Origin of the sequence: Nonlabens sp. SY33080 (assembly GCF_011784885.1) — a bacterium.
Classification (GTDB): domain Bacteria; phylum Bacteroidota; class Bacteroidia; order Flavobacteriales; family Flavobacteriaceae; genus Nonlabens; species Nonlabens tegetincola.
In genome coordinates this window covers 1389186-1416010 of the sequence record NZ_CP050461.1, presented here as the reverse complement: position 1 = coordinate 1416010, position 26825 = coordinate 1389186, and the positions used below count along the sequence as shown (strand labels likewise).

Sequence of the window (26825 nt, the reverse complement as noted above, 5' to 3'; positions counted from 1 at the left end):
AGTATTAACGTGAGTTACTATATAATATTCTTAATTAATTTATTTTTGCTGTTATGAGAAAAGTATATCTAGACAGCGCAGCAACAACTCAAATGAGACCAGAAGTTATTGAGGAAATGACGAAGGTAATGACCGAAGTTTATGGTAACCCTAGCTCAACTCATAGTTACGGAAGAGAAGCCAAATCTTTGATTGAAACGGCAAGAAAGAATGTTGCAAAGGTATTGAACGTAAGTGCTGCCGAGATCATTTTTACATCTGGTGGTACTGAGGCTGATAACCTTGCTATAATTAGTTGTGTGCGGGACTTAGGTGTTACTAGAATTATTTCGACGCCTATTGAACATCATGCTGTCTTATACGCTATTGATCAAGCCTGTGAAAAACATGGCGCTACTAAGGTTCATGTAAGATTAAAAGAATGTGGAACGCCTGACGAAGAACATCTAGAGGAATTGTTGAAAGAGTCAGATGAGAAAACGCTAGTTTCTTTAATGCATGTGAACAATGAAATAGGAAATAAAATAGATATAAAATCAATAGCAAAATTATGTAAACAGTACAATGCTTTGTTTCATAGTGATTGCGTGCAATCTATTGGTCACTATGAATTAGATTTTTCAGAAATTCCCGTAGATTTTACAGCCGTGAGTGCTCATAAGTTTCACGGTCCTAAAGGAGTTGGATTTGCTTTTGTAAGGAAAGGATCAGGATTACAAGCATTAATTGTAGGTGGTTCACAAGAGCGTGGTGTAAGAGCTGGTACTGAAAGTGTTCATAATATAGTAGGCCTAGACAAATCATTACAAATGGCTTATGATAATCTAGAAGAAGAAAGAAGTTACGTTCTAGAACTTAAGAATTACTTCAAAGACCAATTAATAAGTAATGTGCCAGGTATAAAATTTAATGGTAATTGTTCCAAGGAAGATAAAAGCACCTTTACCTTATTGAATGTGTGTTTACCGATTCCTGCAGACAAAGCTGCGATGCTTCTTTTTACTTTAGACCTGAAAGGAATTGCTTGCTCAAAAGGAAGTGCGTGTCAAAGCGGAGCACAAAAAGGAAGTCATGTGCTTAGTAACGTTCTTAAAGGAGAGGATTTAAATAAACCTAGTCTAAGATTTAGTTTTTCAATCTACAATACTAAAGAAGAATTGGATTACGTAATAAATGTTCTCAAGGAGTATATCGAGCAATTTTCAACTGCTACAGTCTAGCTAGTAATCTTATATTAAAAACTCTAGGAGTTAATCTTACAGGCACCGCGTATTGTGCCTGACTAGCTACATCTCTCACCCAAAGATTTGATATTTGATTTTCGTAATTGAATATGTTATAGATTTGAGCACCTATAGAAAGTTCGGTAAAGTTGGCTAACCAGCTGTCATCTCTAGCAACTTTATTAGGTCCTACAAGCTCGAGTTGTACGCCAAGGTCTGCTCTAAAGTAATCTTTAAGCCTAAATTGAAAATCATAAGGATCTGCATAACTAGGTGATCCGCCTGGTAACCCTGTACTATAAACCATATTCAAGTAGGCTCTTAAATTAGGTATTGTAGGAACATAATCTTGAAATAGGAATGCAGCCTTTAGTCTTTGATCAGTAGGTCGATCAATAAATCCTCGATTGTCCAAGTTTTCTTGGGTACACATGTATGCAAGAGATATCCAGCTTTCAGTTCCTTTGATAAACTCGCCATTCATTCTTGTTTCTACCCCATAGGCATAGGCCGTAGCATTGTTGTTTGCTCTATATCGTAGCCTAACATTTTCAAGAGTGTAGGTATTCACATCCCATAAATCTTTATAATAAACCTCGGTAGTCAGTTTAAATGGTCTTATTTCGTCTTTTTTAGAAGACCAATTAAAACTCCAGTCATTCCCTAGAACAATATGAACTGATTTTTGTGCCTCGACTTGTGGTTGCACCGTTCCCTGTTGATCTCTTAACTCTCTATAAAAAGGTGGTTGATGGTATAATCCACCAGATAGCCTGAACAACATATCTGTTTTCTTCCAATACGGTTTTATAGCAAATTGAGCTCTAGGTGAAAATACAGTTTGAGTATTACTATCAACTCCATCGCCGGCTACAGTCCATGTATGAGATCTTATCCCTGCATTCCAGAAGGTTTCGTGATCTCCTAGATATCCACGGCTACTATATTGTATAAAAGCCTGTACTCGATCGATGGTAATATCATTATCGGCCCTTGCAGATTCAAACGGTACTAAAGGAGCTGTATATGAAAAATAAGGTTGTTGGTTTCTAAATTCTGGTAATGGTGGCCTTACGCTAAATCCGGCGCTATCTATAACCGTATATTCCCTTAACCTATCTCTAATGTCTTCCTTGTTAAATTTAATACTAGCATCGATAACGTCTTTATTTTTTTTGGAGCTAGGTATGGTGTAAGTTGATTTAAGTTGTGCAGTAGTGATAAGTGCATCTAGATTATTACGTCCATGATCTAGTTCACTTCCTATGGAGGTTGTAAAATCTACTTCTCCTAGATCACTTCCTCCTATATCTGTATTTGGGCGACCGATGCTATACCTTGCAAGAATGTCATAGTATTCCTGTTCTTGAGTGTGATAAATACTAGATATTAACCTTACATTCAAGTTATCATTAACATCATAACTGGCTTTTATTGCGCCAAAGTAGGTCTCGTACCTATCGTTTTCTTGACCGTCATAGTCAATAATTAAAGCTTGAGCATCGTTTACTGTACCAAAATTTGTTTGAGAGGTAAGTGGTTCAAATTCATAATCATTGATAGCAATGTTTCCCAGGAAGCTTAATTCAAATTTAGGAGATAATTGATAGGTGAGGTGTGTTTGAGCATCAAAAAACCTTGGAATGGTAATGGCTTCAGTTTCTCTAGAGTTCACAAATAAGCTATTGTCTCTATATCGTACTCCTAGAGTTGCTGTTAACGCTTTCGCGAAAGCGGTACCTTCTACATAGCTGTTTACTCCTAATAAAGAAGCGTCGATTCCAGCAGCAAATTGGGTAGGACGACGGTATTCAATATCCAAAACAGAGCTTAACTTATCACCGTATCGTGCTTGAAATCCACCAGCGCTAAACTTCACATCTCGTACCAAATCAGAATTGACAATACTCAACCCTTCTTGTTGACCACTACGTATAAGAAAAGGTCTGTAAACCTCAATCTCATTTATATAAACTAGATTTTCATCAAAATTTCCACCTCTTACATTGTATTGAGTGCTCAATTCATTGTTGCTACTAATACTAGGTAAGGATTTAAGAAGATTTTCAACACCAGGTTGAGCACCTATCATATTCCTTATAATGGCAGGTTTAATTTTTGTAATCCCTCTAAGTTCATTGTCTCTTATCGCATCTATTTCGATAGGCTTAAATTCCTCAATAGTAGATTTAATAACCGGATTAAGTTCAAAAACCTGATTGTTTGCCAGTTTTAAATTTTTTATGATAATAGTTTCATAACCAATTGCAGAAAACTTTAATTCGAGTAATTCGTTTGCTGGCACTATGATTTTATAGAAACCGCTGTTGTCTGTTGCGTTACCAATTAAGGTGCCTGTAATGCTTACATTAATGTCACCTACTGGTAAGTTTTTTTCGTTTAGAATAACACCGGTAATTGTGGCATTTTGACTAAATGAAAGAAATGATAATAATAAAAAAACCGAGGTTAAAAGCTGTTTCAAAAATTAGTTTTTACGGTAAAAGACTGCATCAAATGTAGTGCTATTTCCCACATTATCCGTTACAATCACTTTTAGGTTGTTTTCTCCATCTTTAACGACTCCATCTTCAAAATCGTGTACCAGTAATTTTGTTTTATAGTCGTACTCCATTAAAATGAATTCTCCATTAACTGTTGCACGATATCCTTTGATACCAGTTTGTGCATCATCAATTTTAATTTTCAAAGTCTTATGATTAGATATCCACTGTTTGTTTTTAAAGCTAATTGGGGTAATGGTAGGTGGCGTGTAATCCTTGCTTACTGCATAGGTGCCAAAGTATCTGGTGCTACCTGTAAGAACTCCATTTTTAATTTTTGAAGAAGTGTAGTAAACGCTTCCCCAATCAGTAACTCGTCCTATATAATACTGTTTGAGATTTTCTTCCTTTTTAGATTTTAGGTTGTAATTGATATAAATATTCTTGTGTAAGGGTATTTCATCCTGATGAATTTTTACTGTATCGCTATTTACTTTGATATCTAATAAACTGTTCTGGTAAAGAGCTCCTTTAGGGATTGACACATTAAAAGCACCGTCGTTGTAAGTAAAACTTTCTCTATGATTTACATAAGACAAATGCGAATTGTCTGGAATCATTCTTTCTCCTGGTGGTTGATCAGTGGTGATTTTTAAATGAATGCTGGTTGTGTTGTCTTTGAAGTCCATTACTTCAACTTTAAGTTGATTGGTTACACCGGCATCATAGCAACTTAAAACACCATAATCTATATGATCTTCATAAAGACTTAAAGGAGAACCTTCTGGAATAAACAATTTTGTAATTCGACTTTTAGTCTTTTTAAAATGGTTATAATCGATAAGACGGTTTAAATATCGAGTCTCATTAAAAGCATAGGTGTCAAAAGTGATTTGAAAATTTTTAGTGCCGTTAAGGTAGGATTTAATGCGGTAAACTCCATTTTGGTTAGCGGCTCCATTCTGTCGATCATTAGTGTTTACTCCTATACCTATTTGCCCATAGGCTTTGAAATTTTCCGTTTTAAAATCGCCATTTTTTAAAGGGATCAATCTTATCAATTCGGGTTGATTGCGACCATTGATGGTGCTGTTTTCATCTAGAGGATAGGCCATAACCTGTTTAACAATAGGAGCCTTGGTGTCTGGGATTTCTATATCCATTAACATTGGATTGATCGGTTTTGCAGCACTATCCCTTATTTCAAAATGTAAGTGAGGACCACCGCTACCACCACTATTTCCGCTATAGGCGATTATATCTCCTTGGTCTACTCGTAACTCTAAGTCTGTTGGAAACAGTTGGATTTCAAAACTTTCTTTTTCATATTGCCTTTTCTTTACGTATTCCTCTATTCTGGGAGCAAATTTTTCTAGGTGCGCATAGACACTAGTATAACCGTTAGGATGCGTCACGTACAAAGCTTTACCATAACCGTATCTTTCAATTTTAATACGGCTCACATAACCATTTGCCACAGCATACACTTTGGCACCAGTTCTTTGATTTGTTTTTATGTCTAGACCACTATGAAAATGATTTGACCTTAACTCACCAAAAGTCCCGCTTAGTTTCATGTCTATATCTAAAGGATTGATAAAATATCCTTCAAGAATTTTTTTGTTGGTTTGGCTTTCGCCGAAATGGAACATGCACATTATGAAAAAGGTAGAAATAAATAAACGTTGCATCATGGCACTAATATAGGTTTAGCAGGATTAATTTTACAAATAATGTCAAAGTTTGTTCCACTTTTGTTTGAAATCTCTAGGTATAATTTTAGATTTGTAAATACAGCAGAAAATAATGCCGTATGAATGATCTAACATCTCAACTTTCTTCTATAGAGTTAAAAGTAAAGACTTTATTACAAGAAAATGCTAGGTTGCGACAGGAGTTAATGGATGAAAAAACACTTACTTCAACATTGGAAAAAGACAATAATGAACTTTTACAATCGTTAAAAGCAACAGAGGATAAGATGGTAGCTCTCAAAACGGCAAACGCAATGCTGGGTAGTGACGAGTACAAAACAAAAACAAAGCTCAAGATAAATGCACTTGTTAAAGAAATTGATAAGTGTATAGCTCAACTTACGTAAACTATGAGTCAGAGGCAAAAAGTCAAAATTTCTATTGCAGATAGAGTTTATCCTCTTACCATAGAACCTTCTCGAGAAGAAGGTCTTCGTATAGCTGCAAAGAATATAGAAAAAATGATACAACAGCTGGAGAATAATTATGCCGTAAGGGATAAACAAGATGTTCTAGCTATGTGTGCTCTACAGTTTGCAGCTCAAGCAGAGCAAATTAAAATAGATAAGAATAGTGATGTTGAAAATGCTAAAAAAATGCTGGATAATATCGAGCATTTACTAGATAATCACCTTTCTTAAGACGTTCTTTTAAAATAATAAAGTTACTACCTGCACTGGTTCAATTTTTTGGTGAACTCAACACTATAATTCTTTAAAAAAGGTGAGTCGTGGTTGTAAAAGCATGCTGGTTATAATGCCAGACCCTTGATCAATCAGTTAGCCTTAAACTTTATTTAAGGAGTTCATTCAAAACCCAACTAGTGCAGGTTTTTTTATATATAGTCAACAACCATGGATACAACAGGTATAATAATCGCCATAGTGGCGCTAATAATAGGATTAGCAATAGGATTTTTAATTGCAAAATCTATAATTGAAAAAGGAAAAGCATCAAAAATTATTGCCGATGCAAAAAAGGAAGCAGACAGCCTTCTAAAAGATGCCGAAATTAAAGGCGAAAAGCTTTATAATGATAAAACCTATAAAGCAAAAGAAAAATTCATCGAGCTCAAATCAAAGCATGAGAAGGAAATCATGCAGCGAGAAAAGAAAATGAACGACGCCGAAAAGAGAACTCGAGATAAAGAGTCAAAGGCTTCAAGTGAATTATCAAAAAATAAAAAACTCAATCAAAGTTTAGAGGATAAACTTAAGGATGTTGAAAGTAAGCGTGCAAGCGTTTATAAGCGTCTAGATGAGGTTGAAAAGCTGCACGAATCTCAAGTAAAGCAGCTTGAAGTTATAAGTGGAATGTCTGGTGAAGATGCAAAGAAACAACTTGTAGAGTCACTTAAGGATAAGGCAAAGACAGAAGCCATGAGCATTATCCAGACAACTATTGAAGAAGCCAAAATGACTGCTCAACAAGAAGCACGTAAGGTTATTATAAACACTATTCAGCGTATAGGGACAGAAGAAGCTGTAGAGAATTGTGTTTCCGTCTTTAACCTAGAAAGTGATGATGTTAAAGGTCGTATTATAGGTCGTGAAGGTCGTAATATCAGAGCGATTGAGGCGGCAACTGGAGTTGAGATAATAGTAGATGATACTCCAGATGCAATTATCTTATCTTGCTTTGATGCAGTAAGAAGAGAAGTAGCTAGACTTTCCTTGCATAAATTAGTAACTGATGGTAGAATTCACCCAGCTCGTATCGAAGAGGTAGTTCGTAAGACTCGTAAACAAATAGACCAAGAAATAGTAGAGGTAGGTAAACGTACCGTTATTGATTTAGGAATTCACGGTCTTCATCCTGAACTAGTAAAAATGGTAGGTAGAATGAAGTATCGTTCTTCCTACGGTCAAAACTTATTACAGCATAGTAGAGAAGTAGCCAAATTATGTGGAACCATGGCGAGTGAACTAGGACTTAATCCTAAACTAGCTAAACGTGCAGGTCTTCTGCACGATATAGGTAAGGTGCCTGAAACTGAAGATGAAACTCCTCACGCTATTCTCGGTATGAAACTTGCCGAAAAAAATGGTGAAAAACCTGAAGTTTGCAATGCTATTGGTGCTCACCATGATGAAATCGAGATGACATCTCTATTATCACCTATAGTACAGGTTTGTGATGCCATAAGTGGTGCTAGACCAGGTGCGCGTAGACAAGTTCTGGATTCTTATATTCAACGATTAAAAGACCTTGAAGATATAGCCTTTGGTTTTCCAGGAGTAGAAAAAGCTTATGCCATTCAAGCAGGTAGAGAATTACGAGTTATGGTAGAAAGCGAGAAAATTAATGATGAAAAAGCGGCACAGCTTTCTTTTGAGATTTCTCAAAAAATCCAAACGGACATGACCTACCCTGGTCAGGTAAAGGTTACTGTAATACGAGAAACGAGAGCGGTAAATATTGCCAAGTAATTTTAAAAATGCTAACAAATAATAAAACCGTTCTGATCTCTCAGAACGGTTTTTTAATTTGATTTAGAAAAATCCCCTACAACCTTCCTAAACCTCATAAGTTTTTTGGCTTATGACTTTGAGAATCAGCTCAATTTTTTGTGAAGTAAAAGTCCCCTAACTCTCTTACTCCATGAACTTGATTGCTTTCTCTTTGTCAAAGATGAGAAGAATATCTAATTCAAAAAATACCCCATATAGGGTAAATTTTTATTCATTATAAATATTGTCATATCCCTTTTCTGGAACTTCAAAGAATTTCCCTGTTACATATCTGTAATGACGATCTAGATTTGAGAGCTCTTTCAAATCTTCCTTGTCAAAATTTACAGCGGCAGCAGCTAGATTTTCTTTAATACGCCCTTCATTGGTTGATTTAGGAATAACCGCTGTACCACGATTTGCTGACCAGTTGATAAGCACTTGACCTTCACTAGCATTGTGTTTTTGAGCAATGTTTTTGATCGCATCAAGTTCAAACATGTTGGGCTCATCAGCTTGTTTCATACCTTCGGATCTGTCACCACTACCCAATGGAGAATAAGCTGTTAAGTGAATTCTATTTTTACTGCAGTATTCAAAAAGCTCGTTTTGTTGTAGCAAAGGGTGTAACTCAACTTGATTCATTTCAGGAGTCTCGTCAGTCTTGCTCATTAAATCTTCAAGCTTTTTGATTGAGAAATTGGAAACTCCTATATGTTTTGCCTTTCCTTTTTGCTTCAATTCGGTCATAGCTTCCCACGTTTTATGGATAGGAGCTTCATCGGGTGTTAAGTAATCCTCAGGTTTTTCAGGGTTCTTTACATCGGGTTTAAATGCAACGGGCCAGTGAATTAGGTATAAATCTAGGTAATCCAGTTGCAAGTCTTTCAAGGTTTGATCTAGGGCAGGTTCAACATCTTCTGGTAAGTGAGCGTTGTTCCATAGCTTTGATGTGATCCACACATCTTCTCTTTTTATTTCTCCCTTTGAGAAAACCTCATTGAAAGCTTCACCAATTTCTTTTTCATTTCCATAAATGGCAGCACAATCTATGTGTTTATACCCGTTTTCTAGTGCTGTGATTACGGCTTTTTTCACTTCACCTGGTGCAGATTTCCATGTACCTAAACCTATAGCCTGGAGTTCATCCCCATTTCTAAATTTTAATGTTTTCATTTTTGTTTTTTGTTAAAGTTAGCTTTCGCGAAAGCGATACCCAAAAATGAATGCTAGTTTATAAAAACTTTAATAGGTTACTGTTTTGCCCAAGGATGATATTGATGAATCACTTGTTCTAGGTGCTTGCGGTCAACGTGCATGTAAATTTCGGTTGTAGTGATACTTTCGTGCCCCATCATGGCCTGAATCGATCTTAAATCGGCACCATTTTCTAGTAGATGAGTGGCAAAGCTGTGTCTAAAAGTGTGTGGACTTATAGTTTTTTTAATACCTGCGAGTTGCGTTAATTGCTTTATTATATGAAAAATCATAGCCCTGGTAAGACCTTTTCCTCGACGATTAAGAAATAAAGTGTCTTGATGTTTTAGGTCTATTTTTTGATGAACGCGTACTTCATCACGATATAAGTTGATCGCCTTAATAGTATATTCACTTACAGGGACAAACCGCTGCTTGTTACCTTTACCTATAACTTTAATAAATCCTTCCTCAAAAAGTAGGTCACTTAATCTTAATGTAATTAATTCACTTACCCTAAGACCACATCCGTATAATGTTTCAATGATAGCGCGATTGCGTTCACCTTCTGGGGTAGATCTATCTATGGCAGCGAGTAGTTGATCAATTTCTTCAAGGGTAAGAGTATCTGGTAGCTTGCGTCCTATTTTTGGACTTTCAATCAAATCCATAGGTTGGTCTTTTCTATAATTTTCTAATATTAAATAGAGAAAAAAAGCTTTTAAACTACTTGTTATCCTTGCTTGTGAACGTGGCTTAACCTCTTTAGATATATGGTAGATAAACTCTTTAAGTTGTTCACTGGAGATGTTTTCTGGTTTCACTGTTTGATCACTCTCAGTAAGGTAATTCTTGAGTTTATTGAGATCCCTAGTGTATGCTTTTATAGTGTTTTCTGATAGTCCACGCTCGATTCTAGAGTAAGATTTAAAGCTTTTTATTATAGAATCCCAAGCGTTGTATTTCATTTATATTCAATTAATTATGATCTTAAAAAGGGCTTTGTTATTAACTAGTTTTAACAGCTCTTAAAAATAATTTAAGTTATGTGTGTTTAAATTTCCAGTAATCTTGTGCAACAAAAATAAATAACTATGAAAAAATTACTTTTTACAATTGCTCTAGCGGTAAGTGCTATTACTGTTCAGGCACAAGAAATCGACTTTGGAGTTAAAGGTGGTGTAAACTTTGCAAAGTTGCAAGGAGATTCTGTTGAAGATACTGATGGTCGTACTGGTTTCCATGTAGGTTTAACAGGTGAATACATGTTCAATTCTTCTTTTGGGTTGCAAGCAGAGGCTGTTTACTCACAACAAGGTTTACAATCGGAAGCAAATGGGGTAGAGAGTAAGTTAAAGTTGGATTATATCAATATTCCAATTTTGGCTAAATTTTACATTGCAGATTCTGGTTTTTCAATCGAAGCAGGACCACAATTTGGAATTCTAGTAAATGATGAGTTCACACAAGAAGGCGGACTAGTAGATATAGAACAAGACGCTGATGCCGAAGAGTTGGATCTAAGCGCTGGTGGTGGATTTGCATATAAATTCAAAGAGGGAACATCGCTTGAAGGATTTATGATAAGTGCTCGTTATATGATTGGTTTGAACAATGTGTTTGAAGATAATGATACGTTTGGAGATGATATCACCAACTCTAACCTTCAACTTTCAATAGGATACAAGTTCTAGAACGATAAGGAAAAAGAAAAATGAAAGGCCTGTTATTTATTAGATAACAGGCTTTTTTAAGTTTACGCTTTCGCGAAAGCGTAACTACCGATATATTTACCATATGAAAGTACTTATACTTAATGGACCTAATTTAAACTTGCTAGGGAAACGCGAGCCAGAAGTTTATGGAGCAGAAAGTTTTGATGATTATTTAAAAGCTTTAAGGGCAAAACTACCTCATGTCACTATTGAATATTACCAAAGTAATGTAGAAGGTGAGTTGATCAATCAATTGCATAAAGCCGATCGTCATGGATACGAGGTGATCTTATTTAATGCAGGCGCATATACGCATACATCGGTTGCGATAGCTGATGCTGTTGCAGGAATAACCACACCAGTTATTGAAGTTCATATCTCAAATGTGATGAAAAGAGAAGAGTTTAGACATGTGTCCTATATATCTAAACATGCCGCAGGAGTGATAAGTGGTTTTGGATTATTAGGTTATGAATTAGGTATGCATTATCTATCCATAAGATAATAGTGCATTAATATTCTATTAACAATAACCTCATTTCAAACAGATATTTTTACTTCATTATTATTTTAAACAATCAATCATGAAAAAAATGTTATTTGTAGCTGCGTTTGCAGTATTTGGAATGGGTATGTCAAACGCTCAAGAGGAAAATACAGGTGGTTACTCCCAAGGCGATTTATTTGTTACTGGATCAATTGGAATAAGTACAGAAAGTACTGGCGATCGTAAAGAAAACACTTTAGAATTCGCACCATCAGTTGGATATTTTGTTTCTGACAACATCGCTATAGGATTAGGATTAGGATTATCATCTTCAACATTTGAGGAGCCTGGAGTCGTTGATTTTGAATCAACTACAATAGCCATCGAGGCTACAGGAAGATATTATGTAACTCCAAGTAGTCAATTTTCTTTATTTGGACAATTATCGGTTGCTTACCTTTCTGTTGAAAACGAGCAAGGTGCTTTTGAATCTAATACCGATGGTTTTGGACTAGGTATTGCTCCAGGTGTTAGTTACTTCATTTCAAACAACTTTGCGCTAGAAGCGACAGTGGGAATTTTAAGCTATTCATCTGTTGAGCTAGATGGAGCTTCTGATTCTACTAATTCATTTGATTTAGGTCTTAATTTTACTAATGTTAATTTGGGATTAGTATACAAATTCAATTAATAGATCATTTACAGAAATTAAAAAGCCCGTTGAGTTTTCTCAATGGGCTTATTTGTGTTAACATAATTTTCACATTATGGTAGTAGCATGGAAATTAGTTTTACTCCGTAATTTTAAAAAATCAACCAAATGAAAAAAATTCTTTTAACGGTATTGTGTGTCGCTGGTTTTGCCTTTACAACAGATGCTCAAAATGACAAAGGTGACTTTACTCTTGCTCCTCAATTAGGATTAAACCTTTCCAACTACAGAAGTAATGTAGATTTAAACAATGATTTGAGAGTAGCTATGGTAGTTGGAGTAACTGGAGACTATTATTTTAGTGATCGATGGAGTTTTAGAACTGGATTACTGTATGATGCAAAAGGAACTGATGTTGAAAATAATATTGATAAGCTTAATTATTTATCTATTCCATTGCAAGCAAACTTTCACTTTGGGGATAACAGAAACTGGTATGTAAATTTTGGTCCTTCTTTAAATGTATTATTAAGTGCAAAAGGTGAGCTTTCTGATGGTAGTGAGATTGATTTAAAGGATCAAGTCTCTAGCCTAGATATAGGTTTAGGTTACGGGATAGGATATAAATTTGATGTTTCGGAGAATACAGAATTATTTTTCCAAGCCCAAAGTTTTTATGGACTAAGCCGAATTAATGAAAACAATAATGATTTTGGTCAGGATGTGAAGTTGTTTAACATCTCAACAGCTATTTCTGCTGGACTCATATTTGACTTATAATTAAAAATAAGTGTAATAAAAAAGCCCGTTGAGTTTTCTCAACGGGCTTTTTTTTTAAATTTCAAATTTACAGTCCAGGATAACTTCCTGTAATGATCTCTATACCATCGATCACCCATCCTACAACGAAGAATCCAAATGTGATAATGAAGAGAACATTCCAGTACCATGGGCTCTTTAAGAACCATCTGTGTGCTGCAAATCCTCCTAGGAAAAACCATAAAAGAATAGCAACTGTTTGATCCTCTGACCAAGCAACCGCAGCGGGAGAAGTTAATGTTGTTGTAGCTACTTCCATCGTTTCTGTATCGCTAATTGCTACAGTTTCAGAAACAACTTGTCTTTCAACTGGGAATGAGGCAAAGGCAAATTGACTCATTACCATGAATAAACCTACTAATACTAAAGTAAATTTTGTTTTCATAAAATTTGTTTTATTGGTTACATTTACTCAAATATATACCTTTTTATGAAATCATATTTAATCGGTTTAATTTTAGTTTTATTCAGTTTAATATCTAACGCTCAAAATTATGAATACATGGGACTGCTCAAATTACCAGATAGTTCTCTCATAACTTATAATCTTAGTTTTAAAGAAGAAAACGGAAAAATTAAAGGGTTTTCTTACTCTGATATGAATGGTGAGCACGAGACAAAGTCGGCCGTAGTAGGGAAGTATGATAGTGAAGAGAATAAATTGGAATTTAGAGAAGTCGAGATTATTTACACTAAATCTAACATTAAGGAGATAGATTTTTGCAACGTTTATTTCACAGGTGATTTAAGAAAATTAAACGGGAAAGCAGAAATTAAAGGAACCTTTAAGGGATATTATGACGATCTTACTAGTTGCATAGATGGGGAACTTGTAATGCAAGCGGCAGAGAAGGTTAAAAAGCGAAATGAGAAATTTCAAAAAAGAGTGAATAGAACCAATAAAGTTCCTGATAGCATTAAACAGAAAATTAATATGAGTAAGATGTTCAATAGATTCTCTAAAAATCAATTAAAAGGTGGAGAAAATTTGAACATTATATTAAAAGACAAGAATATTAAATTAATAATTTGGGACGATCAAGAAGCAGATGGAGATAAAATAGAATTATCCATCAATGATCGCAAAATATTGAAGGACTTTGAACCTAGTACAACTAAAAAAATAATTCCTTTGGAATTTATAGATCCTGTGAACACTATTAAAATTAAAGCCTTAAATATTGGAAATAAACCACCCAATACTGCAAAAATTGCAATTGAAGCTAAGGATGGTCAAATAATAGATGTGACTTCACAACTAAAGGTAGGTGAAGATGTAACTTTTACCTTTTTTAAAGAAAAACCAAAAATTCAAAAATAACACCACTTAACAGTTTTTGTTATTTAGGGTTAAAGCCTGGTGGTCAATAGTGTAGCTGGTGGTTTTGTGTGTTTTATTTGTGGTCAAAACCAAAACACCAAACTATGAAACAGTTACTCATTACCTTGCTTTTTTTGTCCGTGACACACGCTTTATGGTCACAAGAAACAGAAAGAAAATCAACTTCTATTCTATTTGATCCACCTGTTGAAAATAGGTGGGAATTAGGAGCTACTGCTAGAACGTTATTATCGTATCAAACCTATCAAAATACCAGATACAAATACGATGATAAATTTCTAGGTCTAGGACTAGGTATTTATGCAGATTATAAAGTAAATAATGTGTGGAGTTTAAGATGGGAAGCTGGCGTTGATGCTAATTTAGGTCTTACTCCTTATCTTTCCTTTCAAACTCATCATCGATTTGCAAATCGATGGCGCATTTATGCAGGTGCAGGAACATTATTCAATACAAACGCACAAACTCTTGTTCAGCGTGATAGATATGGTCGTGTGATTGTAAATCCTTATTTACAATTTGGATTACAATACGACTTATCAAAAAGATGGCGTATTGACTTAAGATATCAACAGAATTTATTTGATTACCAAAGAGCTACTTTTAGCAATAATCTTCATAAGGAAGGCGAGGTAGGAACATTAAGCTTGGGTACGTCTTTCCGATTCTAAAAAAAACAGTCAATAAAAAAATCCTTGTTCTGTAGATAAGAACAAGGATTCTTTATTAATTGTATAATTAATAAGGTCTTATAGGTGAATTACTTCATCATAAGCATCTGCTACAGCTTCCATCACAGCTTCACTCATAGTTGGGTGTGGATGAACTGCCTTTAAAATTTCATGACCAGTAGTTTCTAATTTACGTGCAACAACAGCCTCTGCAATCATATCAGTAACTCCAGCGCCTATCATGTGACAACCTAACCACTCTCCATACTTAGCATCAAATATTACTTTTACAAAACCATCGCTTGCGCCACTAGCTTTTGCTTTACCACTTGCGCTAAAAGGAAATTTACCTACCTTAAGCTCATAACCAGCTTCTTTAGCTTGTGCTTCAGTCATACCTACACTGGCAATTTCTGGAGTAGAATAGGTACAACCAGGTATGTTACCATAATCTAATGGTTCCACATGCATACCAGCAATTTTTTCAACACATAAGATTCCTTCTGCACTAGCAACGTGTGCAAGTGCTGGTCCAGCGGTGATGTCACCTATTGCATAGTATCCAGGAATATTAGTCTGGTAGTATTTATTAACAAGCACCTTACCTCGATCAGTAGAAATACCAACCTCTTCTAATCCAATATTTTTAAGGTTAGTTTCGATTCCTACGGCACTCAATACGATATCTGCTTCTAGAACCTCTTCACCTTTTTTAGTTTTAACGGTAGCTTTTACACCATCACCACTAGTATCTACTTTTGTTACTTCGCTGGAAGTCATAACTTTAATTCCAGACTTCTTAAAGCTGCGTTCCATTTGTTTAGATACATCTACATCTTCTACAGGAACAATACGATCTAGGTATTCTACAATAGTGACCTCAGTTCCCATTGCGTTATAGAAATAAGCAAATTCAACACCTATAGCACCAGATCCTACTACGATTAACTTTTTAGGTTGTTCCTTTAAAGTCATAGCCTCACGGTATCCAATCACTTTTTTACCATCTTGTGGAAGCGATGGAAGAACTCTAGACTTAGCTCCAGTAGCTACAATTACGTGATTTCCTTCTATGGTTTGAGTAGAACCATCCTCGGCTTTTACCTCAACTTTTTTACCTTTTTTAAGTGTTCCATAACCCATGATGACATCGATTTTATTCTTTTTCATCAAGAATTGAACACCTTTACTCATGCCATTTGCAACATCGCGAGAGCGGTTTACAACGGCATCAAAATCTTTATCTACATTATCTGCCTTAAGACCATAATCTTCAGCATGTTTTAGGTAGTTAAAAACATCGGCACTTTTAATAAGTGCTTTAGTAGGAATACAACCCCAGTTTAAACAAACTCCACCTAGAGATTCTTTCTCTACTATGGCAGTTTTCATACCTAGTTGTGAAGCACGTATAGCTGTTACATATCCGCCTGGTCCACTTCCCAAAACGATTACATCATATTTACTCATGTCGATCTTTTTTTTAGAGTCACAAAAATATGCAATAAAGCAATACAGATTGTAAATTTGCCCAACCTTATTCCTATGTATAAAACTATAATACGACCACTGCTTTTTAACTTTGATCCAGAGGCAGTACATCATTTTTCATTCAAAAGTGTTAAGTTATTAAACAAGTTGCCTGGATTTAGTTCGCTTTCGCGAAAGCGCTACCACAACAACCCAAAGTCATTAGAAAGAGAATTATTTGGAATCAAATTTCCAAATCCTGTTGGAATGGCTGCTGGATTTGACAAAGATGCCAAGGCTTTTAAAGAATTTTCAAACCTAGGATTTGGGTTTATTGAAATAGGAACGCTTACACCTAAACCACAAGACGGAAATCCCAAACAACGACTTTTTAGGCTTAAGGATGATGCTGCAATTATTAATAGAATGGGCTTTAATAATGGTGGTGTTGATGCTGCAGTTGAACGATTGAAGAAAAATCCAAGACCTGGTGAAAAAGGGCATGTGATTATCGGTGGAAATATTGGAAAAAATAAGATCACTCCTAACGAGGAAGCTGTCAATGATTACATCATTTGCTTTGAAAAACTATTTGAGTATGTAGATTATTTTACTGTCAACGTGAGTTCACCAAATACGCCAGGTTTACGTGAATTACAAGATCGCAAACCGTTGACTCATATTTTACAGACCCTAGAAGATATTAATAATAAGAAGCCAGTACGTAAACCCATATTATTGAAAATAGCCCCAGATCTTACTGATGATCAATTGATGGATATTATAGGTATTGTGGAAGATACAAAGATTGATGGTGTGATTGCTACCAATACAACTATAGAGAGAAACAAATTAAAATCTGCAGAGAGCTTACAAAATGAAGTCGGTGGATTAAGTGGTGCGCCGCTTACTAATCGCGCAACCCAAGTCATAAGTTTTTTACATTCAAAGAGTAATGGTGCTTTTCCCATTATAGGAGTAGGTGGTATTATGAGTGAACAGGATGCTCTAGATAAACTTAATGCTGGGGCAAGTCTCGTACAGTTGTATACCGGATTTATTTATGAAGGGCCTGGATTAATAAAAAGGATTAATAAGGCAATTATTGATCAAGGTTAATGATAGAATCTTTAGTTTCTTTTGCGCTTGCCACACTATTACTTGCATTTAGTCCTGGGCCAGATAACATTTTTGTCCTTACACAAAGTGTTGCTCGTGGTAGTAAAATAGGAATTGCCATTGCAACTGGATTAATAACAGGTTGTATTGCTCATACTTCTTTAGTAGCTTTTGGGTTTGCGATTGTAATAAGGGATAATGAGTGGTTATTGCTAGGAATAAAAATAGCCGGTGCCATTTACTTGCTTTATCTTGCCTTTCAAGTATTCAAATCTGATCCATCTATCTCATTGAAAGATTCTCAAACTTCTCAAGGTAATTGGTGGGACATGTTCAAAATAGGAGTAACTATGAATATTTTGAATCCCAAGGTAAGTTTGTTTTTTCTTGCTTTGCTACCACAGTTTGTAGTTCAAAATGACACTCCTGAATGGATTCAAATTTATATTTTGGGAATAATTTTTATGTCAGTTTCCTTAGTTGTTTTTTACAGTATTGCATTATTAGCAGGTCGCGCAGCTATGTTTATTAAAAACTCTAACTGGTTTCCATTCTTTATGAAATGGTTGCAAATAGTGGTGTTTGTAGGTATTGCCGTTTTAATTCTAATACCTTAAGTTTTAGTTATTATACTATTACAATAAAAAAACAAACATTAGAAACTGACCATGGACAACGCTTTTTCTTTCAATCTTTTCGTTACATTTTCTGGGTAAGTCTTAGTTCCAGCAAAAATACCTGCAACATAATCTGCAAATTCTTGACCATATTTATTAAGAACAATGTTCCTCAATTTAGGATGAGAGTAGAACCATTTGGCCAATTGTTGAGCGGTTTTTATTTGAGGTAATAAATCTTCATTCAAAAGCTCCAAATAACGTTCACCAGCACTTGTGATGTTGTTAGCGTTTTCAATGATGGATTGTGCAGCAAGATTACCACTTCTTATGGCATTTGAAATACCTTCGGCTGTTAATGGATCGGCAAAACCTGCCGCATCACCTGTGAGAAATACGTTGTTTTTTACAAAACCATCTGTTCTTGGTGTTACAGGAACATTAAACCCATGCTTATCGATATGAGTTACTTCATTGATTCCTATGCGCTTCATGTAGTCCATACACAAGCTTTTCAAATCTGTTTTCTTTTTTTCAACACCAAAGGCGCCTACACCTACTGATAAATGATCTTTTTTTGGAAAGCTCCATCCGTAACCACTTTTAATGGCATCAATATCGAATCGAACGATGTCTTTGTGCTTTTTAAACTCTGCATCAGTTACGTAAACCTCGTATTCTAATGCAGGAGCAAGATGTCTAGTCTCATTTTTCCAGCCAGACATCCTTGCAGTAGGACTGTAAACACCATCGGCCGCTATAATTGCTTCAACATTCCAGCTTCCTTTATCCGTAACAACTTGAATCACTTGATTATCATGATTGATCGCTGTCAATTTAGTTTCATCTTGTAATTGAACACCAGCTTCCTGAGCCTTTTTAGTAATTAAATGATCAAATGAATCTCTCATTATCATGGTTACCATAGGTTCTGTAGAGCTAGTTTTTATGGATTTACCATTCTTGAAGTAAATATCAATAGTGTCAAACTGCCTTTCAATAACGGATGAAATATCAAACGACATGGAGTTTAATCCTCGATATACCAGTCCGCCACCACAAACTTTGTAACGAGGTAGTTTTTGTTTTTCAATGAGAATGCATGAAATACCAGCTATTCCTAATTTATAAGCTGCGCTTGCACCTGCTGGTCCTGCACCTATTACTGCTACTTGAAAGTTTACTGAACTCATAAGCTGAGAATTGATTGATTAGAAGTTTAAAATTCAAGTTTAAAAATAGATAATTAATCAAAAATCATTTACGCAATCGATTTCATAAAGCTGATCGAGCATCGTATCTTTACCGGTCGATGGAAAAGGTGAAACTTATTGAATGTCCTAGAGACGCCATGCAGGGAATAAAACCTTTTATTCCTACTGATAAAAAAATACAGTACATTCAATCACTGCTGCGTTGTGGCTTTGATACGATTGACTTTGGAAGCTTTGTTTCCCCAAGAGCAATTCCTCAAATGGTTGACACTGCTCAAGTTTTAGCAGGATTAGATTTAACTAAAACAGAAAGCAAGTTACTCGCTATTGTTGCAAACGTAAGAGGAGCTCAAGATGCTTGTCAACATCCTGAAATTGATTATTTAGGATTTCCTTTTTCAATTTCTGAGAATTTTCAAATGCGGAATACGCATAAGACAATAGAGCAATCTGTTGAAACTCTTAAGGAAATTCTAAACATTGCTCATACTTCGGGAAAACAAGTCGTAGTTTATATTTCAATGGGATTTGGTAACCCTTATGGTGATCCATGGAATGTAGACATAGTAGGTGACTGGGCAGAGAAATTAGCAACAATGGGAGTTCAAATCCTTTCATTGTCCGACACCGTTGGTACCAGCGATCCATCCACTATAGATTATCTATTCTCAAATTTAATACCTATGTATCCGCATGTGGAGTTTGGGGCACATTTACATACTACTCCTACCACATGGCATGAAAAAGTCGATGCTGCCTTTAAAGCAGGATGTCGTAGGTTTGATGGTGCTATTCAAGGATTTGGTGGCTGTCCTATGGCCAAAGATGATCTTACAGGAAACATGCCTACAGAAAAAATGGTGAGTTATTTTAATAACGTAAAGGCGCACTCAAATGTAAACGCTATGTCATTTGAAAGTAGCTATAATGAGGCAACTAAGTTATTTTCTGTATTTCATTAAAGAGTTAAAGATACCTTTTACATTTTATAAGCATAGTTAAACACTATCTTAACGAGATGCTGGTTGAACAGGTCTTACCTTTACAATAAACCTTATTTATATGGCATTCTTAGGTCCCTTGATTAAGACAGCGCTCAGTATTCATGAAAATTTGACCTCGGTTACAGACCATGTAAAATCACAGGAAAAGGTCCTGCGTAACATGCTCATCACAGCTCAGGATACTTCGTTTGGTATTTACTATGATTTTGATTCCATTGTAGAAAGTGATGATATTAGGCACGCTTTCGCGAAAGCGATACCCTTTTATGACTATCATAAAATGAATGATCGATGGTGGCAACAAATGAAACAAGGGAAACCCGATATTACATGGCCAGGTGTACCTAGTTTTTTAGCTAGATCAAGTGGTACAACCGGTAAAAAGTCAAAGATGATACCTGTAACTGATGAAATGATAACAGCCATTAAGGATGCTGGAACCTCACAGGTAAGCGCATTAAGTAATTTTAATTTAGATCCTTCAATTTTTGAAAAAGAGGTTCTCGCTTTGGGAAGTTCTACTGATCTTGACCATAAAAATGGGTTTACTATAGGCGAGATTAGTGGAATATCGGCTAGTCAAATTCCAGAATTTTTGAGTTCCTTTTACAAGCCAGGAAAGGAAATTGCAAGTATAGATGATTGGGATGAACGGGTGCATCAAATCGCAATTCAATCTGAAAATTGGGATATTGGAATGTTAAGCGGTATACCATCCTGGATTGAAATAATGCTTAAAAGAGTGATGGAATATCACAAGGTTGATTCTATCCATGATGTGTGGCCTAACTTGTCTGTGTACACCTCTGGTGGAGTTGCCTATGAGCCGTATCGCAGCAGTTTTGAAAAACTGTTTTCTAAACCTGTTCAAATTGTAGATACTTATCTAGCTAGTGAAGGTTTTATAGCAAGTCAACAAAGACCAGAAACCGACGCGATGCAACTTGTTACTGATGGTGGTATTTATTTTGAATTTGTTCCATTTAAACCTGAATACATAAATCCAGATGGAAGTATTGTTGAAGATGCTCCAGTTTTACATTTAGGCGCAGTGGAGGAAAATGTGGATTATGCATTAATAATTTCAACGGTATCTGGTGCCTGGCGTTATTTAATAGGTGATACGATTAAATTTACTGATGTTGATCGCGCTGAAATTAAAATCACAGGAAGGACAAAGTTTTTTCTAAATGTAGTAGGTACTCAATTATCCGTAATTAAAATGGAAACAGCGATAACAGATCTGCAAAACAAATTTGATACAGCAATCAAGGAGTTTACAGTTTGTGCCAAAAAAAATAAAGGCGAGTTTTATCACGTTTGGACGTTAGGAACAACCACTGAAGTAAGTGAGGAAGAGCTAGCATCACATCTTGATGATTTACTTCAAAAAGCAAATAAAAATTATAAAGTTGCAAGGTCTAAGGCCTTAAAGGGTGTAATAGTTCATAAAGTTGCACCAGAGATATTTTCAAAATGGAATGATTACAACAAGAAGAAAGGTGGTCAGGTAAAAATGGAAAAAGTTATGAAAGAAGATACTTTTAAGGAATGGGAGCAATTTTGTAAATCGACCATTACTTAGGCGCAAGCTCTTCTCTAGTTGGTTTCTCACCAGTATCACCATATCTATTAATCAACTCTAAAATTTCCTCGGGAGATAAATAAAATTTACGCATGTGATTTTTATAAGTCTCAGATAAACTAGTGTGGTTTAAAATAAAATTCTTGGTTTTGATTATATGCTCTCCCATGCCATGTCTTACAGCATATTCATCGGCAGTGCGTTCTACTTCTTGAATGTGTGCGGATGAATACAAATATTTAATCCCAAAAATTAACATTCCTAAACTGCTCCTTTTACGATAATCCATCACATGACCTAATTCATGACCTAACCAACCTACAAGTACGTCATAAGGAATTTCATTCACAGTGAAAATTTCGTTTTCTACTCTAAACTCCTTACTTATTAGGATAATATAACTACGATGTTTTCTTCTTTTTAAAAAGCTTATCCATTTGGGTTGAGCTTGCATAAAATTTTTACGCACCATATTATTAAACTTAAATTCAATAGGTGTGTGATAAAGTTCAGGAAAATAACTAACAGCTTCATTTACTGCATCAATAATACTAGCTGGAGCCTTTATTTTAGAATATGACATATTTTCTAAATTAGTATTTAGTACAAAAAGTGTCGTGAAAATCAGGTTAAAATAATTGATTTCAATACAGAACAAGTCTAATTAAAACAGCATATTTGCATCACAAACTAACAAGTGTTAGTTTTGTTTTAAATCAACGACTTATTCAAAGTGAATACATTTCATAACATAACATTATCTGAGGTCTATAAAGAAACTGATGATACGACGGTACTTGCTTTTGACGTACCCGAAGAACTTAAAAAAGAGTTTAATTATCGTCAGGGACAGTTTTTGACATTGCGAGCATCAATCGATGGCGAGGATGTTAGACGCAGTTACTCTTTATGCAGTAGTCCTCTTGATGATGAGTGGAAGGTAGCCGTGAAGGAAATTTACCAGGGTAAATTTTCAACTTTTGTAAATCGAAAGCTTAAAGCTGGTGACTCAATACAAGTAGCAGCGCCTAGCGGTGATTTTGGTATTGAATGTTACAGTGAGGTAGAAAGTAAGAATTATGTCGCTTTTGCTGCTGGTTCGGGTATTACACCTATGCTAAGTATAATTAAAACACATTTGAAAAAAGAACCACTCGCTAAGTTCAAATTGTTTTATTTGAATAGAACTGCTAGCTCAATCATTTTTAAGGAAGAAATAGAAGCTCTTAAAAATCAATATTTGAGCAGGTTTGAAGTGTTTTATTTTTTGAGTAGAGAGCACCGCGATATACCTTTATTTAACGGCCGCTTTGATAAGGAAAAGATGCAAACTCTTACTCAAACTTTGATTAATGCGCCGCATACTGATCATGCTTTTATTTGTGGACCTGAAGAGATGATTTTTCTAATTCGCGATGAATTAGTTGCTGCTGGGATGAAGGCTGAAAATGTTCATTACGAATTGTTTGTAAGTGGTTTAAGTGAAGAAGATAAAGCAAGAGCTGCAGCTGCCCTTGAACAAAAAGTGGATGGTGTTGAGGTCACCATTATTGATGGAAGTAAAGAATTCCATTTTGTTTTAGGTGAGGATTATGATAATGTATTAGACGGAGCGATTGCAGCAGGAGCCGATCTTCCCTATGCTTGTAAAGGTGGTGTGTGTAGTACGTGTAAGTGCAAGGTTAAAGAAGGTAGTGTAGCTATGAAAGTTAATTATGCTCTTACTGAAGAAGAGGTAGCCAAAGGTTTGGTACTTAGTTGCGTAAGTGTTCCGACTAGTAAAAAATTAGTAGTTGATTATGATGTTTAATTTAATAAGTACTTATTTTTAATAGGAACTATTGATAAAACATTTAAGTTTAATTCACATTACAGTACCTTATAGGTAATGAAGTGATAATATCGAGAAATTATGAGTGAAGCAGAAATTAAAAGTTTAGAAGCACAGTTTGAGGCTAAAATCGCAAATGATGAAAAAATTGAGCCGAAAGACTGGATGCCAGAGAAGTATCGTAAAACTCACATACGTCAGATTTCACAACATGCACATTCTGAAATCGTAGGTATGTTACCCGAGGGAAATTGGATCACAAGAGCACCTTCACTCAGACGTAAGGCTGCGTTATTAGCCAAAGTTCAGGACGAGGCAGGTCATGGGTTGTATCTATATAGCGCTTGTGAAACCTTAGGAATTTCGAGAGAAGAATTATACAATCAATTACATACAGGAGCAGCCAAATACAGTTCTATTTTTAATTATCCTACTTTAACTTGGGCTGACATGGGAGCTATAGGTTGGTTAGTAGATGGTGCTGCTATCATCAATCAAGTGCCATTGTGTAGTACGTCTTACGGACCATATGCAAGAGCTATGGTGCGTGTTTGTAAGGAAGAAAGCTTTCACCAAAGACAAGGTTATGAGATTATGCTTTCGCTTTGTAACGGTACAGAAGAGCAAAAACAAATGGCTCAAGATGCATTAAATAGGTGGTGGTGGCCATCCTTAATGATGCTTGGACCAGAAGATAAAGACAGTGTGCACACTGAACAATCCATGAAATGGAAGCTTAAACGCAAAACTAATGATGAGCTTAGACAACAGTTCATTGACCAAACTGTTCCACAAGCCGATATTCTAGGACTTACTATACCAGATCCTGAATTAAAATGGAATGAAGAAAAAGGAGGTTATGATTTTGGTCCAATAGATTGGGATGAGTTTTGGCAAGTAGTTAAGGGTCATGGACCAATGAACAAAAAAAGACTGGATGATCGCAGAAATGCTTGGGAAAAAGGAAAATGGGTGAGAGATGCTGCGATGGCATACGCTCAGAAACAAAACGAGCGTAAAAATAAGCAAGCTATCTAATCAAGAACTTAATATATTATGAGTAAAGAAATTCCATTATGGGAAGTATTCATTAGATCTAAAAATGGTCTAGAACACAGGCACTGTGGTAGTTTACATGCCGAGGATGCAGAAATGGCACTCAATAATGCTCGAGATGTGTATACACGTAGAAATGAAGGTGTGAGTATTTGGGTGGTAGAAAGTAAACATATAACTGCAAGCAATCCACAAGATAGTGGAGAGTTGTTTGAGCCTGCTGCAGATAAGGTGTACAGGCATCCTACTTTTTATGAGTTGCCTGACGAGTTGAAACATATGTAATATGCTAATACTATAAGAGATGTTTGGGAAAAATTGGACATATTAGTTCAGAAAGGAAATGGAAATAAGAATGTTAATTTTCACTTCATCTTAAATGAGAATTACGATTAGATATTCTTATAGTTATTAAAATATATAACTCTTTTGATAAGGCATTTTTTAAATTAGTAATGACCCCATTAATTGAGATTAAGATAAAATAAGTCTATACCTAAAACTAGACTTTAATTACAACTAGCGAAAATGAAACCGATAAGAGAATTAAACCCACAATTCCTAGAGTCCAAGGAAAATAAACAACACCTGATAGACTATCTTTTAGGTGTTGCCGATAATTATTTAATCTTAGCTCAACGACTAGGTGAACTATGTGGTCATGGACCTAATCTAGAACCTGATATCGCTATTACAAATATTTCGCTCGATCTTTTAGGTCAAGTTCGCAGTTTTTATCAGTATATATCTCAAATAAAAGGTGACGGAAGTACAGAGGACGATATTGCCTTTTTAAGAAAAGAGCGTGAGTATAGAAGTGTATTACTGGTACAACAACCCAATACAGATTTTGCCTATGTAATTGCAAGACAGTTTTTCTTTGACGTTTATAATAAAATGTTCTTGAATGCCTTGCAACAAAGCGCCGATGAAACACTGAGAGCACTTGCCTTTAAGGGTATTAAAGAGGCAAGTTATCACGAACGTTTCTCAGGAGATTGGTTAAAGAGATTGGGTGATGGAACAGCGGAAAGTCATGATAAAGCTCAAAAAGCGGTTAATGATCTTTGGGTGTTTACGGATGAACTTTTTCAAGTAAATGAATCTGATTCAGCAATGATTGATGCTGGCGTAGCTCCAGATATGCTACAATTAAGAGAATACTATTATGAAAAAGTAGAAAACTTGCTAACAGAGGCAACCCTGGAAGTTCCAGAAGTACCTTACTTTCAAAAAGGAGGGAAAAACGGACTTCACAGTGAGTACATGGGATACATCCTTGCAGAAATGCAATATATGCAGCGTACCTACCCGAATAGCAAATGGTAGTATTGAGTGAATCCTCTACAGTAAGTTATAACGGCGGTTAAAAACTTTTTTGATAGCACTTTCGTTTTAAATTACTGGCAGTGATGCTTTTAAAATAAAGAACATTTAAAAATTTAATTGTTTAACAAGTATTTAGTTTTATGTGAGCGTTCAAATATTGAGTTTAACCCATTTTTAAATTGAAGCAAAGATTATTTTCATAGTATTGGCTAACTAAAGAAATAAAATATTTACAGACATAGTGATGAGTAGTGATTCTAAAACAAATTCTTATGAATTAAATTCTGAACAATTTTTGGACTTACCCAAAGATGTTCTAGATATTTTAGAGTCCGTTTCTGATCCAGAGATTCCAGTCTTGAGTGTTATTGATTTAGGTGTAATCAGAAGTGTGCAGTTAGATGAAAATCATGTAACCATTAAACTTACACCTACATATAGTGGATGTCCGGCAATGGATGTTATAGGAGATGATTTAGATCGCGCTTTCGCGAAAGCGGGCTACACAACCACCGTACAACTTATCATGTCGCCGCCATGGACAACCGATTGGATTACAGAGCGTGGTCGTAAAGCTATGGAAGAATATGGTATAGCTGCTCCTCTAGAACCAACTGCCGATAAGGATGTTCTACTTAATAATAAAAAGTTGGTCAAATGCACCAACTGTGGTTCTACTAATACAAAACTAGTCAGTCAATTTGGTTCAACAGCTTGTAAAGCAATGTTTCAATGTGATGATTGTCTAGAGCCCTTTGACTATTTCAAGTGTTTGAAGTAAGAAGA

The 26825-nt window shown here is 35.4% G+C and carries 27 protein-coding genes and 1 other RNA gene; 20 read left to right on the top strand and 8 right to left on the bottom strand.

What is annotated here, in order from left to right:
- Positions 1–53 precede the first annotated feature (53 nt).
- Positions 54–1220 (top strand): cysteine desulfurase family protein, encoded by a 1167-nt coding sequence (locus tag HCN53_RS06540; RefSeq protein ID WP_167342428.1) that lies wholly within the window; start codon positions 54–56, stop codon positions 1218–1220.
- Here HCN53_RS06540 and HCN53_RS06535 read toward each other — a convergent pair.
- The gene (locus tag HCN53_RS06535) at positions 1210–3708 is read right to left on the bottom strand and encodes a carboxypeptidase-like regulatory domain-containing protein (RefSeq protein ID WP_167342427.1); all 2499 of its coding nucleotides are present in this window, start codon (positions 3706–3708) and stop codon (positions 1210–1212) included. The genes HCN53_RS06540 and HCN53_RS06535 overlap by 11 nt on opposite strands.
- Positions 3709–3711: 3 nt before the next feature.
- Positions 3712–5379 carry a M23 family metallopeptidase gene (locus HCN53_RS06530; protein ID WP_206063937.1) on the bottom strand — a complete coding sequence of 556 codons (1668 nt, stop codon included), beginning with the start codon at positions 5377–5379 and terminating at the stop codon, positions 3712–3714.
- A gap of 161 nt (positions 5380–5540) precedes the next feature.
- On the opposite strand from HCN53_RS06530, the gene HCN53_RS06525 reads away from it, so the two are divergent.
- From HCN53_RS06525 to rny, 4 genes are all read left to right on the top strand, one after another.
- On the top strand, positions 5541–5828 hold the full coding sequence (locus HCN53_RS06525; protein ID WP_042277567.1) for a hypothetical protein: 288 nt from the start codon (positions 5541–5543) through the stop codon (positions 5826–5828).
- A gap of 3 nt (positions 5829–5831) precedes the next feature.
- Positions 5832–6122 carry a cell division protein ZapA gene (locus HCN53_RS06520; protein ID WP_042277571.1) on the top strand — a complete coding sequence of 97 codons (291 nt, stop codon included), beginning with the start codon at positions 5832–5834 and terminating at the stop codon, positions 6120–6122.
- Positions 6123–6177: 55 nt separating this feature from the next.
- Positions 6178–6288, top strand: a non-coding RNA gene (ssrS, locus tag HCN53_RS06515) — 6S RNA.
- A gap of 47 nt (positions 6289–6335) precedes the next feature.
- Complete coding sequence (gene rny, locus HCN53_RS06510; protein WP_060524081.1) at positions 6336–7910, top strand: ribonuclease Y; 1575 nt, start codon at positions 6336–6338, stop codon at positions 7908–7910.
- Between the two features lie 249 nt (positions 7911–8159).
- On the opposite strand, the gene HCN53_RS06505 is transcribed toward rny, so the two are convergent.
- Both HCN53_RS06505 and xerD read right to left on the bottom strand, forming a co-directional pair.
- On the bottom strand, positions 8160–9107 hold the full coding sequence (locus tag HCN53_RS06505; protein ID WP_167342426.1) for an aldo/keto reductase: 948 nt from the start codon (positions 9105–9107) through the stop codon (positions 8160–8162).
- A 77-nt stretch (positions 9108–9184) separates the two neighbouring features.
- On the bottom strand, positions 9185–10096 hold the full coding sequence (gene xerD, locus HCN53_RS06500) for a site-specific tyrosine recombinase XerD (protein ID WP_167342425.1): 912 nt from the start codon (positions 10094–10096) through the stop codon (positions 9185–9187).
- 126 nt (positions 10097–10222) lie between these two features.
- Between xerD and HCN53_RS06495 the strand changes: the two genes are divergently transcribed.
- From HCN53_RS06495 to HCN53_RS06480, 4 genes are all read left to right on the top strand, one after another.
- Positions 10223–10822, top strand: a complete 600-nt coding sequence (locus HCN53_RS06495; protein ID WP_167342424.1) for a porin family protein — start codon at positions 10223–10225, stop codon at positions 10820–10822.
- A gap of 103 nt (positions 10823–10925) precedes the next feature.
- A complete protein-coding gene (aroQ, locus tag HCN53_RS06490; protein ID WP_167342423.1) occupies positions 10926–11348 on the top strand; it encodes a type II 3-dehydroquinate dehydratase in 423 nt (140 codons plus the stop codon).
- 79 nt (positions 11349–11427) lie between these two features.
- The gene (locus HCN53_RS06485) at positions 11428–12021 is read left to right on the top strand and encodes a porin family protein (protein ID WP_167342422.1); all 594 of its coding nucleotides are present in this window, start codon (positions 11428–11430) and stop codon (positions 12019–12021) included.
- A gap of 129 nt (positions 12022–12150) precedes the next feature.
- Positions 12151–12762 carry a porin family protein gene (locus HCN53_RS06480; RefSeq protein WP_167342421.1) on the top strand — a complete coding sequence of 204 codons (612 nt, stop codon included), beginning with the start codon at positions 12151–12153 and terminating at the stop codon, positions 12760–12762.
- Positions 12763–12829: 67 nt separating this feature from the next.
- On the opposite strand, the gene HCN53_RS06475 is transcribed toward HCN53_RS06480, so the two are convergent.
- The gene (locus tag HCN53_RS06475; protein WP_105019522.1) at positions 12830–13186 is read right to left on the bottom strand and encodes a TM2 domain-containing protein; all 357 of its coding nucleotides are present in this window, start codon (positions 13184–13186) and stop codon (positions 12830–12832) included.
- A gap of 45 nt (positions 13187–13231) precedes the next feature.
- On the opposite strand from HCN53_RS06475, the gene HCN53_RS06470 reads away from it, so the two are divergent.
- Entirely contained in the window at positions 13232–14122 is an 891-nt protein-coding gene (locus HCN53_RS06470; protein ID WP_105019521.1) for a hypothetical protein, read from the top strand.
- 104 nt (positions 14123–14226) lie between these two features.
- A complete protein-coding gene (locus tag HCN53_RS06465; protein WP_167342420.1) occupies positions 14227–14814 on the top strand; it encodes a porin family protein in 588 nt (195 codons plus the stop codon).
- Positions 14815–14892: 78 nt separating this feature from the next.
- Here the strand turns inward: HCN53_RS06465 and lpdA are convergent, their stop codons facing one another.
- A complete protein-coding gene (lpdA, locus tag HCN53_RS06460; protein ID WP_042277586.1) occupies positions 14893–16284 on the bottom strand; it encodes a dihydrolipoyl dehydrogenase in 1392 nt (463 codons plus the stop codon).
- Between the two features lie 75 nt (positions 16285–16359).
- Between lpdA and HCN53_RS06455 the strand changes: the two genes are divergently transcribed.
- Positions 16360–17403, top strand: coding sequence for a quinone-dependent dihydroorotate dehydrogenase (locus tag HCN53_RS06455; RefSeq protein WP_167342419.1), 1044 nt, complete (start codon positions 16360–16362; stop codon positions 17401–17403).
- Positions 17403–18020, top strand: coding sequence for a LysE family translocator (locus HCN53_RS06450; RefSeq protein ID WP_167342418.1), 618 nt, complete (start codon positions 17403–17405; stop codon positions 18018–18020). The genes HCN53_RS06455 and HCN53_RS06450 overlap by 1 nt, the downstream gene beginning before the upstream one ends.
- A gap of 38 nt (positions 18021–18058) precedes the next feature.
- On the opposite strand, the gene HCN53_RS06445 is transcribed toward HCN53_RS06450, so the two are convergent.
- Positions 18059–19213 carry an NAD(P)/FAD-dependent oxidoreductase gene (locus HCN53_RS06445; RefSeq protein ID WP_167342417.1) on the bottom strand — a complete coding sequence of 385 codons (1155 nt, stop codon included), beginning with the start codon at positions 19211–19213 and terminating at the stop codon, positions 18059–18061.
- Between the two features lie 119 nt (positions 19214–19332).
- Between HCN53_RS06445 and HCN53_RS06440 the strand changes: the two genes are divergently transcribed.
- A complete protein-coding gene (locus HCN53_RS06440) occupies positions 19333–20196 on the top strand; it encodes a hydroxymethylglutaryl-CoA lyase (protein WP_042277593.1) in 864 nt (287 codons plus the stop codon).
- 100 nt (positions 20197–20296) lie between these two features.
- Positions 20297–21823, top strand: coding sequence for a GH3 auxin-responsive promoter family protein (locus HCN53_RS06435; protein ID WP_167342416.1), 1527 nt, complete (start codon positions 20297–20299; stop codon positions 21821–21823).
- Here the strand turns inward: HCN53_RS06435 and HCN53_RS06430 are convergent.
- Positions 21816–22406 (bottom strand): hypothetical protein, encoded by a 591-nt coding sequence (locus HCN53_RS06430; RefSeq protein ID WP_105019514.1) that lies wholly within the window; start codon positions 22404–22406, stop codon positions 21816–21818. The genes HCN53_RS06435 and HCN53_RS06430 overlap by 8 nt on opposite strands.
- A gap of 150 nt (positions 22407–22556) precedes the next feature.
- On the opposite strand from HCN53_RS06430, the gene HCN53_RS06425 reads away from it, so the two are divergent.
- The 5 genes from HCN53_RS06425 (at position 22557) to paaD (ending at position 26820) form a co-directional block, all read left to right on the top strand.
- Positions 22557–23633, top strand: a complete 1077-nt coding sequence (locus tag HCN53_RS06425) for a 2Fe-2S iron-sulfur cluster-binding protein (RefSeq protein WP_167342415.1) — start codon at positions 22557–22559, stop codon at positions 23631–23633.
- A gap of 102 nt (positions 23634–23735) precedes the next feature.
- Positions 23736–24692 (top strand): 1,2-phenylacetyl-CoA epoxidase subunit PaaA, encoded by a 957-nt coding sequence (gene paaA, locus HCN53_RS06420; protein WP_060524110.1) that lies wholly within the window; start codon positions 23736–23738, stop codon positions 24690–24692.
- Between the two features lie 18 nt (positions 24693–24710).
- Positions 24711–24995 carry a 1,2-phenylacetyl-CoA epoxidase subunit PaaB gene (paaB, locus tag HCN53_RS06415; RefSeq protein WP_042277605.1) on the top strand — a complete coding sequence of 95 codons (285 nt, stop codon included), beginning with the start codon at positions 24711–24713 and terminating at the stop codon, positions 24993–24995.
- A 243-nt stretch (positions 24996–25238) separates the two neighbouring features.
- Positions 25239–26039, top strand: a complete 801-nt coding sequence (paaC, locus tag HCN53_RS06410; RefSeq protein WP_167342414.1) for a 1,2-phenylacetyl-CoA epoxidase subunit PaaC — start codon at positions 25239–25241, stop codon at positions 26037–26039.
- A gap of 244 nt (positions 26040–26283) precedes the next feature.
- The gene (gene paaD / locus HCN53_RS06405) at positions 26284–26820 is read left to right on the top strand and encodes a 1,2-phenylacetyl-CoA epoxidase subunit PaaD (protein ID WP_085775140.1); all 537 of its coding nucleotides are present in this window, start codon (positions 26284–26286) and stop codon (positions 26818–26820) included.
- The last annotated feature ends 5 nt before the right edge of the window (positions 26821–26825 follow it).

What these genes read in the sequence shown, in the direction of transcription:
- HCN53_RS06540 (WP_167342428.1), top strand. Translation starts at nt 54, where the DNA reads ATGAGAAAAGTATATCTAGACAGCGCAGCAACAACTCAAATGAGACCA.
- HCN53_RS06530 (WP_206063937.1), bottom strand. Translation starts at nt 5,379, where the DNA reads ATGTTCCATTTCGGCGAAAGCCAAACCAACAAAAAAATTCTTGAAGGA.
- HCN53_RS06525 (WP_042277567.1), top strand. Translation starts at nt 5,541, where the DNA reads ATGAATGATCTAACATCTCAACTTTCTTCTATAGAGTTAAAAGTAAAG.
- HCN53_RS06520 (WP_042277571.1), top strand. Translation starts at nt 5,832, where the DNA reads ATGAGTCAGAGGCAAAAAGTCAAAATTTCTATTGCAGATAGAGTTTAT.
- rny (WP_060524081.1), top strand. Translation starts at nt 6,336, where the DNA reads ATGGATACAACAGGTATAATAATCGCCATAGTGGCGCTAATAATAGGA.
- HCN53_RS06505 (WP_167342426.1), bottom strand. Translation starts at nt 9,107, where the DNA reads ATGAAAACATTAAAATTTAGAAATGGGGATGAACTCCAGGCTATAGGT.
- xerD (WP_167342425.1), bottom strand. Translation starts at nt 10,096, where the DNA reads ATGAAATACAACGCTTGGGATTCTATAATAAAAAGCTTTAAATCTTAC.
- HCN53_RS06495 (WP_167342424.1), top strand. Translation starts at nt 10,223, where the DNA reads ATGAAAAAATTACTTTTTACAATTGCTCTAGCGGTAAGTGCTATTACT.
- aroQ (WP_167342423.1), top strand. Translation starts at nt 10,926, where the DNA reads ATGAAAGTACTTATACTTAATGGACCTAATTTAAACTTGCTAGGGAAA.
- HCN53_RS06485 (WP_167342422.1), top strand. Translation starts at nt 11,428, where the DNA reads ATGAAAAAAATGTTATTTGTAGCTGCGTTTGCAGTATTTGGAATGGGT.
- HCN53_RS06480 (WP_167342421.1), top strand. Translation starts at nt 12,151, where the DNA reads ATGAAAAAAATTCTTTTAACGGTATTGTGTGTCGCTGGTTTTGCCTTT.
- HCN53_RS06475 (WP_105019522.1), bottom strand. Translation starts at nt 13,186, where the DNA reads ATGAAAACAAAATTTACTTTAGTATTAGTAGGTTTATTCATGGTAATG.
- HCN53_RS06470 (WP_105019521.1), top strand. Translation starts at nt 13,232, where the DNA reads ATGAAATCATATTTAATCGGTTTAATTTTAGTTTTATTCAGTTTAATA.
- HCN53_RS06465 (WP_167342420.1), top strand. Translation starts at nt 14,227, where the DNA reads ATGAAACAGTTACTCATTACCTTGCTTTTTTTGTCCGTGACACACGCT.
- lpdA (WP_042277586.1), bottom strand. Translation starts at nt 16,284, where the DNA reads ATGAGTAAATATGATGTAATCGTTTTGGGAAGTGGACCAGGCGGATAT.
- HCN53_RS06455 (WP_167342419.1), top strand. Translation starts at nt 16,360, where the DNA reads ATGTATAAAACTATAATACGACCACTGCTTTTTAACTTTGATCCAGAG.
- HCN53_RS06450 (WP_167342418.1), top strand. Translation starts at nt 17,403, where the DNA reads ATGATAGAATCTTTAGTTTCTTTTGCGCTTGCCACACTATTACTTGCA.
- HCN53_RS06445 (WP_167342417.1), bottom strand. Translation starts at nt 19,213, where the DNA reads ATGAGTTCAGTAAACTTTCAAGTAGCAGTAATAGGTGCAGGACCAGCA.
- HCN53_RS06440 (WP_042277593.1), top strand. Translation starts at nt 19,333, where the DNA reads ATGGAAAAGGTGAAACTTATTGAATGTCCTAGAGACGCCATGCAGGGA.
- HCN53_RS06435 (WP_167342416.1), top strand. Translation starts at nt 20,297, where the DNA reads ATGGCATTCTTAGGTCCCTTGATTAAGACAGCGCTCAGTATTCATGAA.
- HCN53_RS06430 (WP_105019514.1), bottom strand. Translation starts at nt 22,406, where the DNA reads ATGTCATATTCTAAAATAAAGGCTCCAGCTAGTATTATTGATGCAGTA.
- paaA (WP_060524110.1), top strand. Translation starts at nt 23,736, where the DNA reads ATGAGTGAAGCAGAAATTAAAAGTTTAGAAGCACAGTTTGAGGCTAAA.
- paaB (WP_042277605.1), top strand. Translation starts at nt 24,711, where the DNA reads ATGAGTAAAGAAATTCCATTATGGGAAGTATTCATTAGATCTAAAAAT.
- paaC (WP_167342414.1), top strand. Translation starts at nt 25,239, where the DNA reads ATGAAACCGATAAGAGAATTAAACCCACAATTCCTAGAGTCCAAGGAA.
- paaD (WP_085775140.1), top strand. Translation starts at nt 26,284, where the DNA reads ATGAGTAGTGATTCTAAAACAAATTCTTATGAATTAAATTCTGAACAA.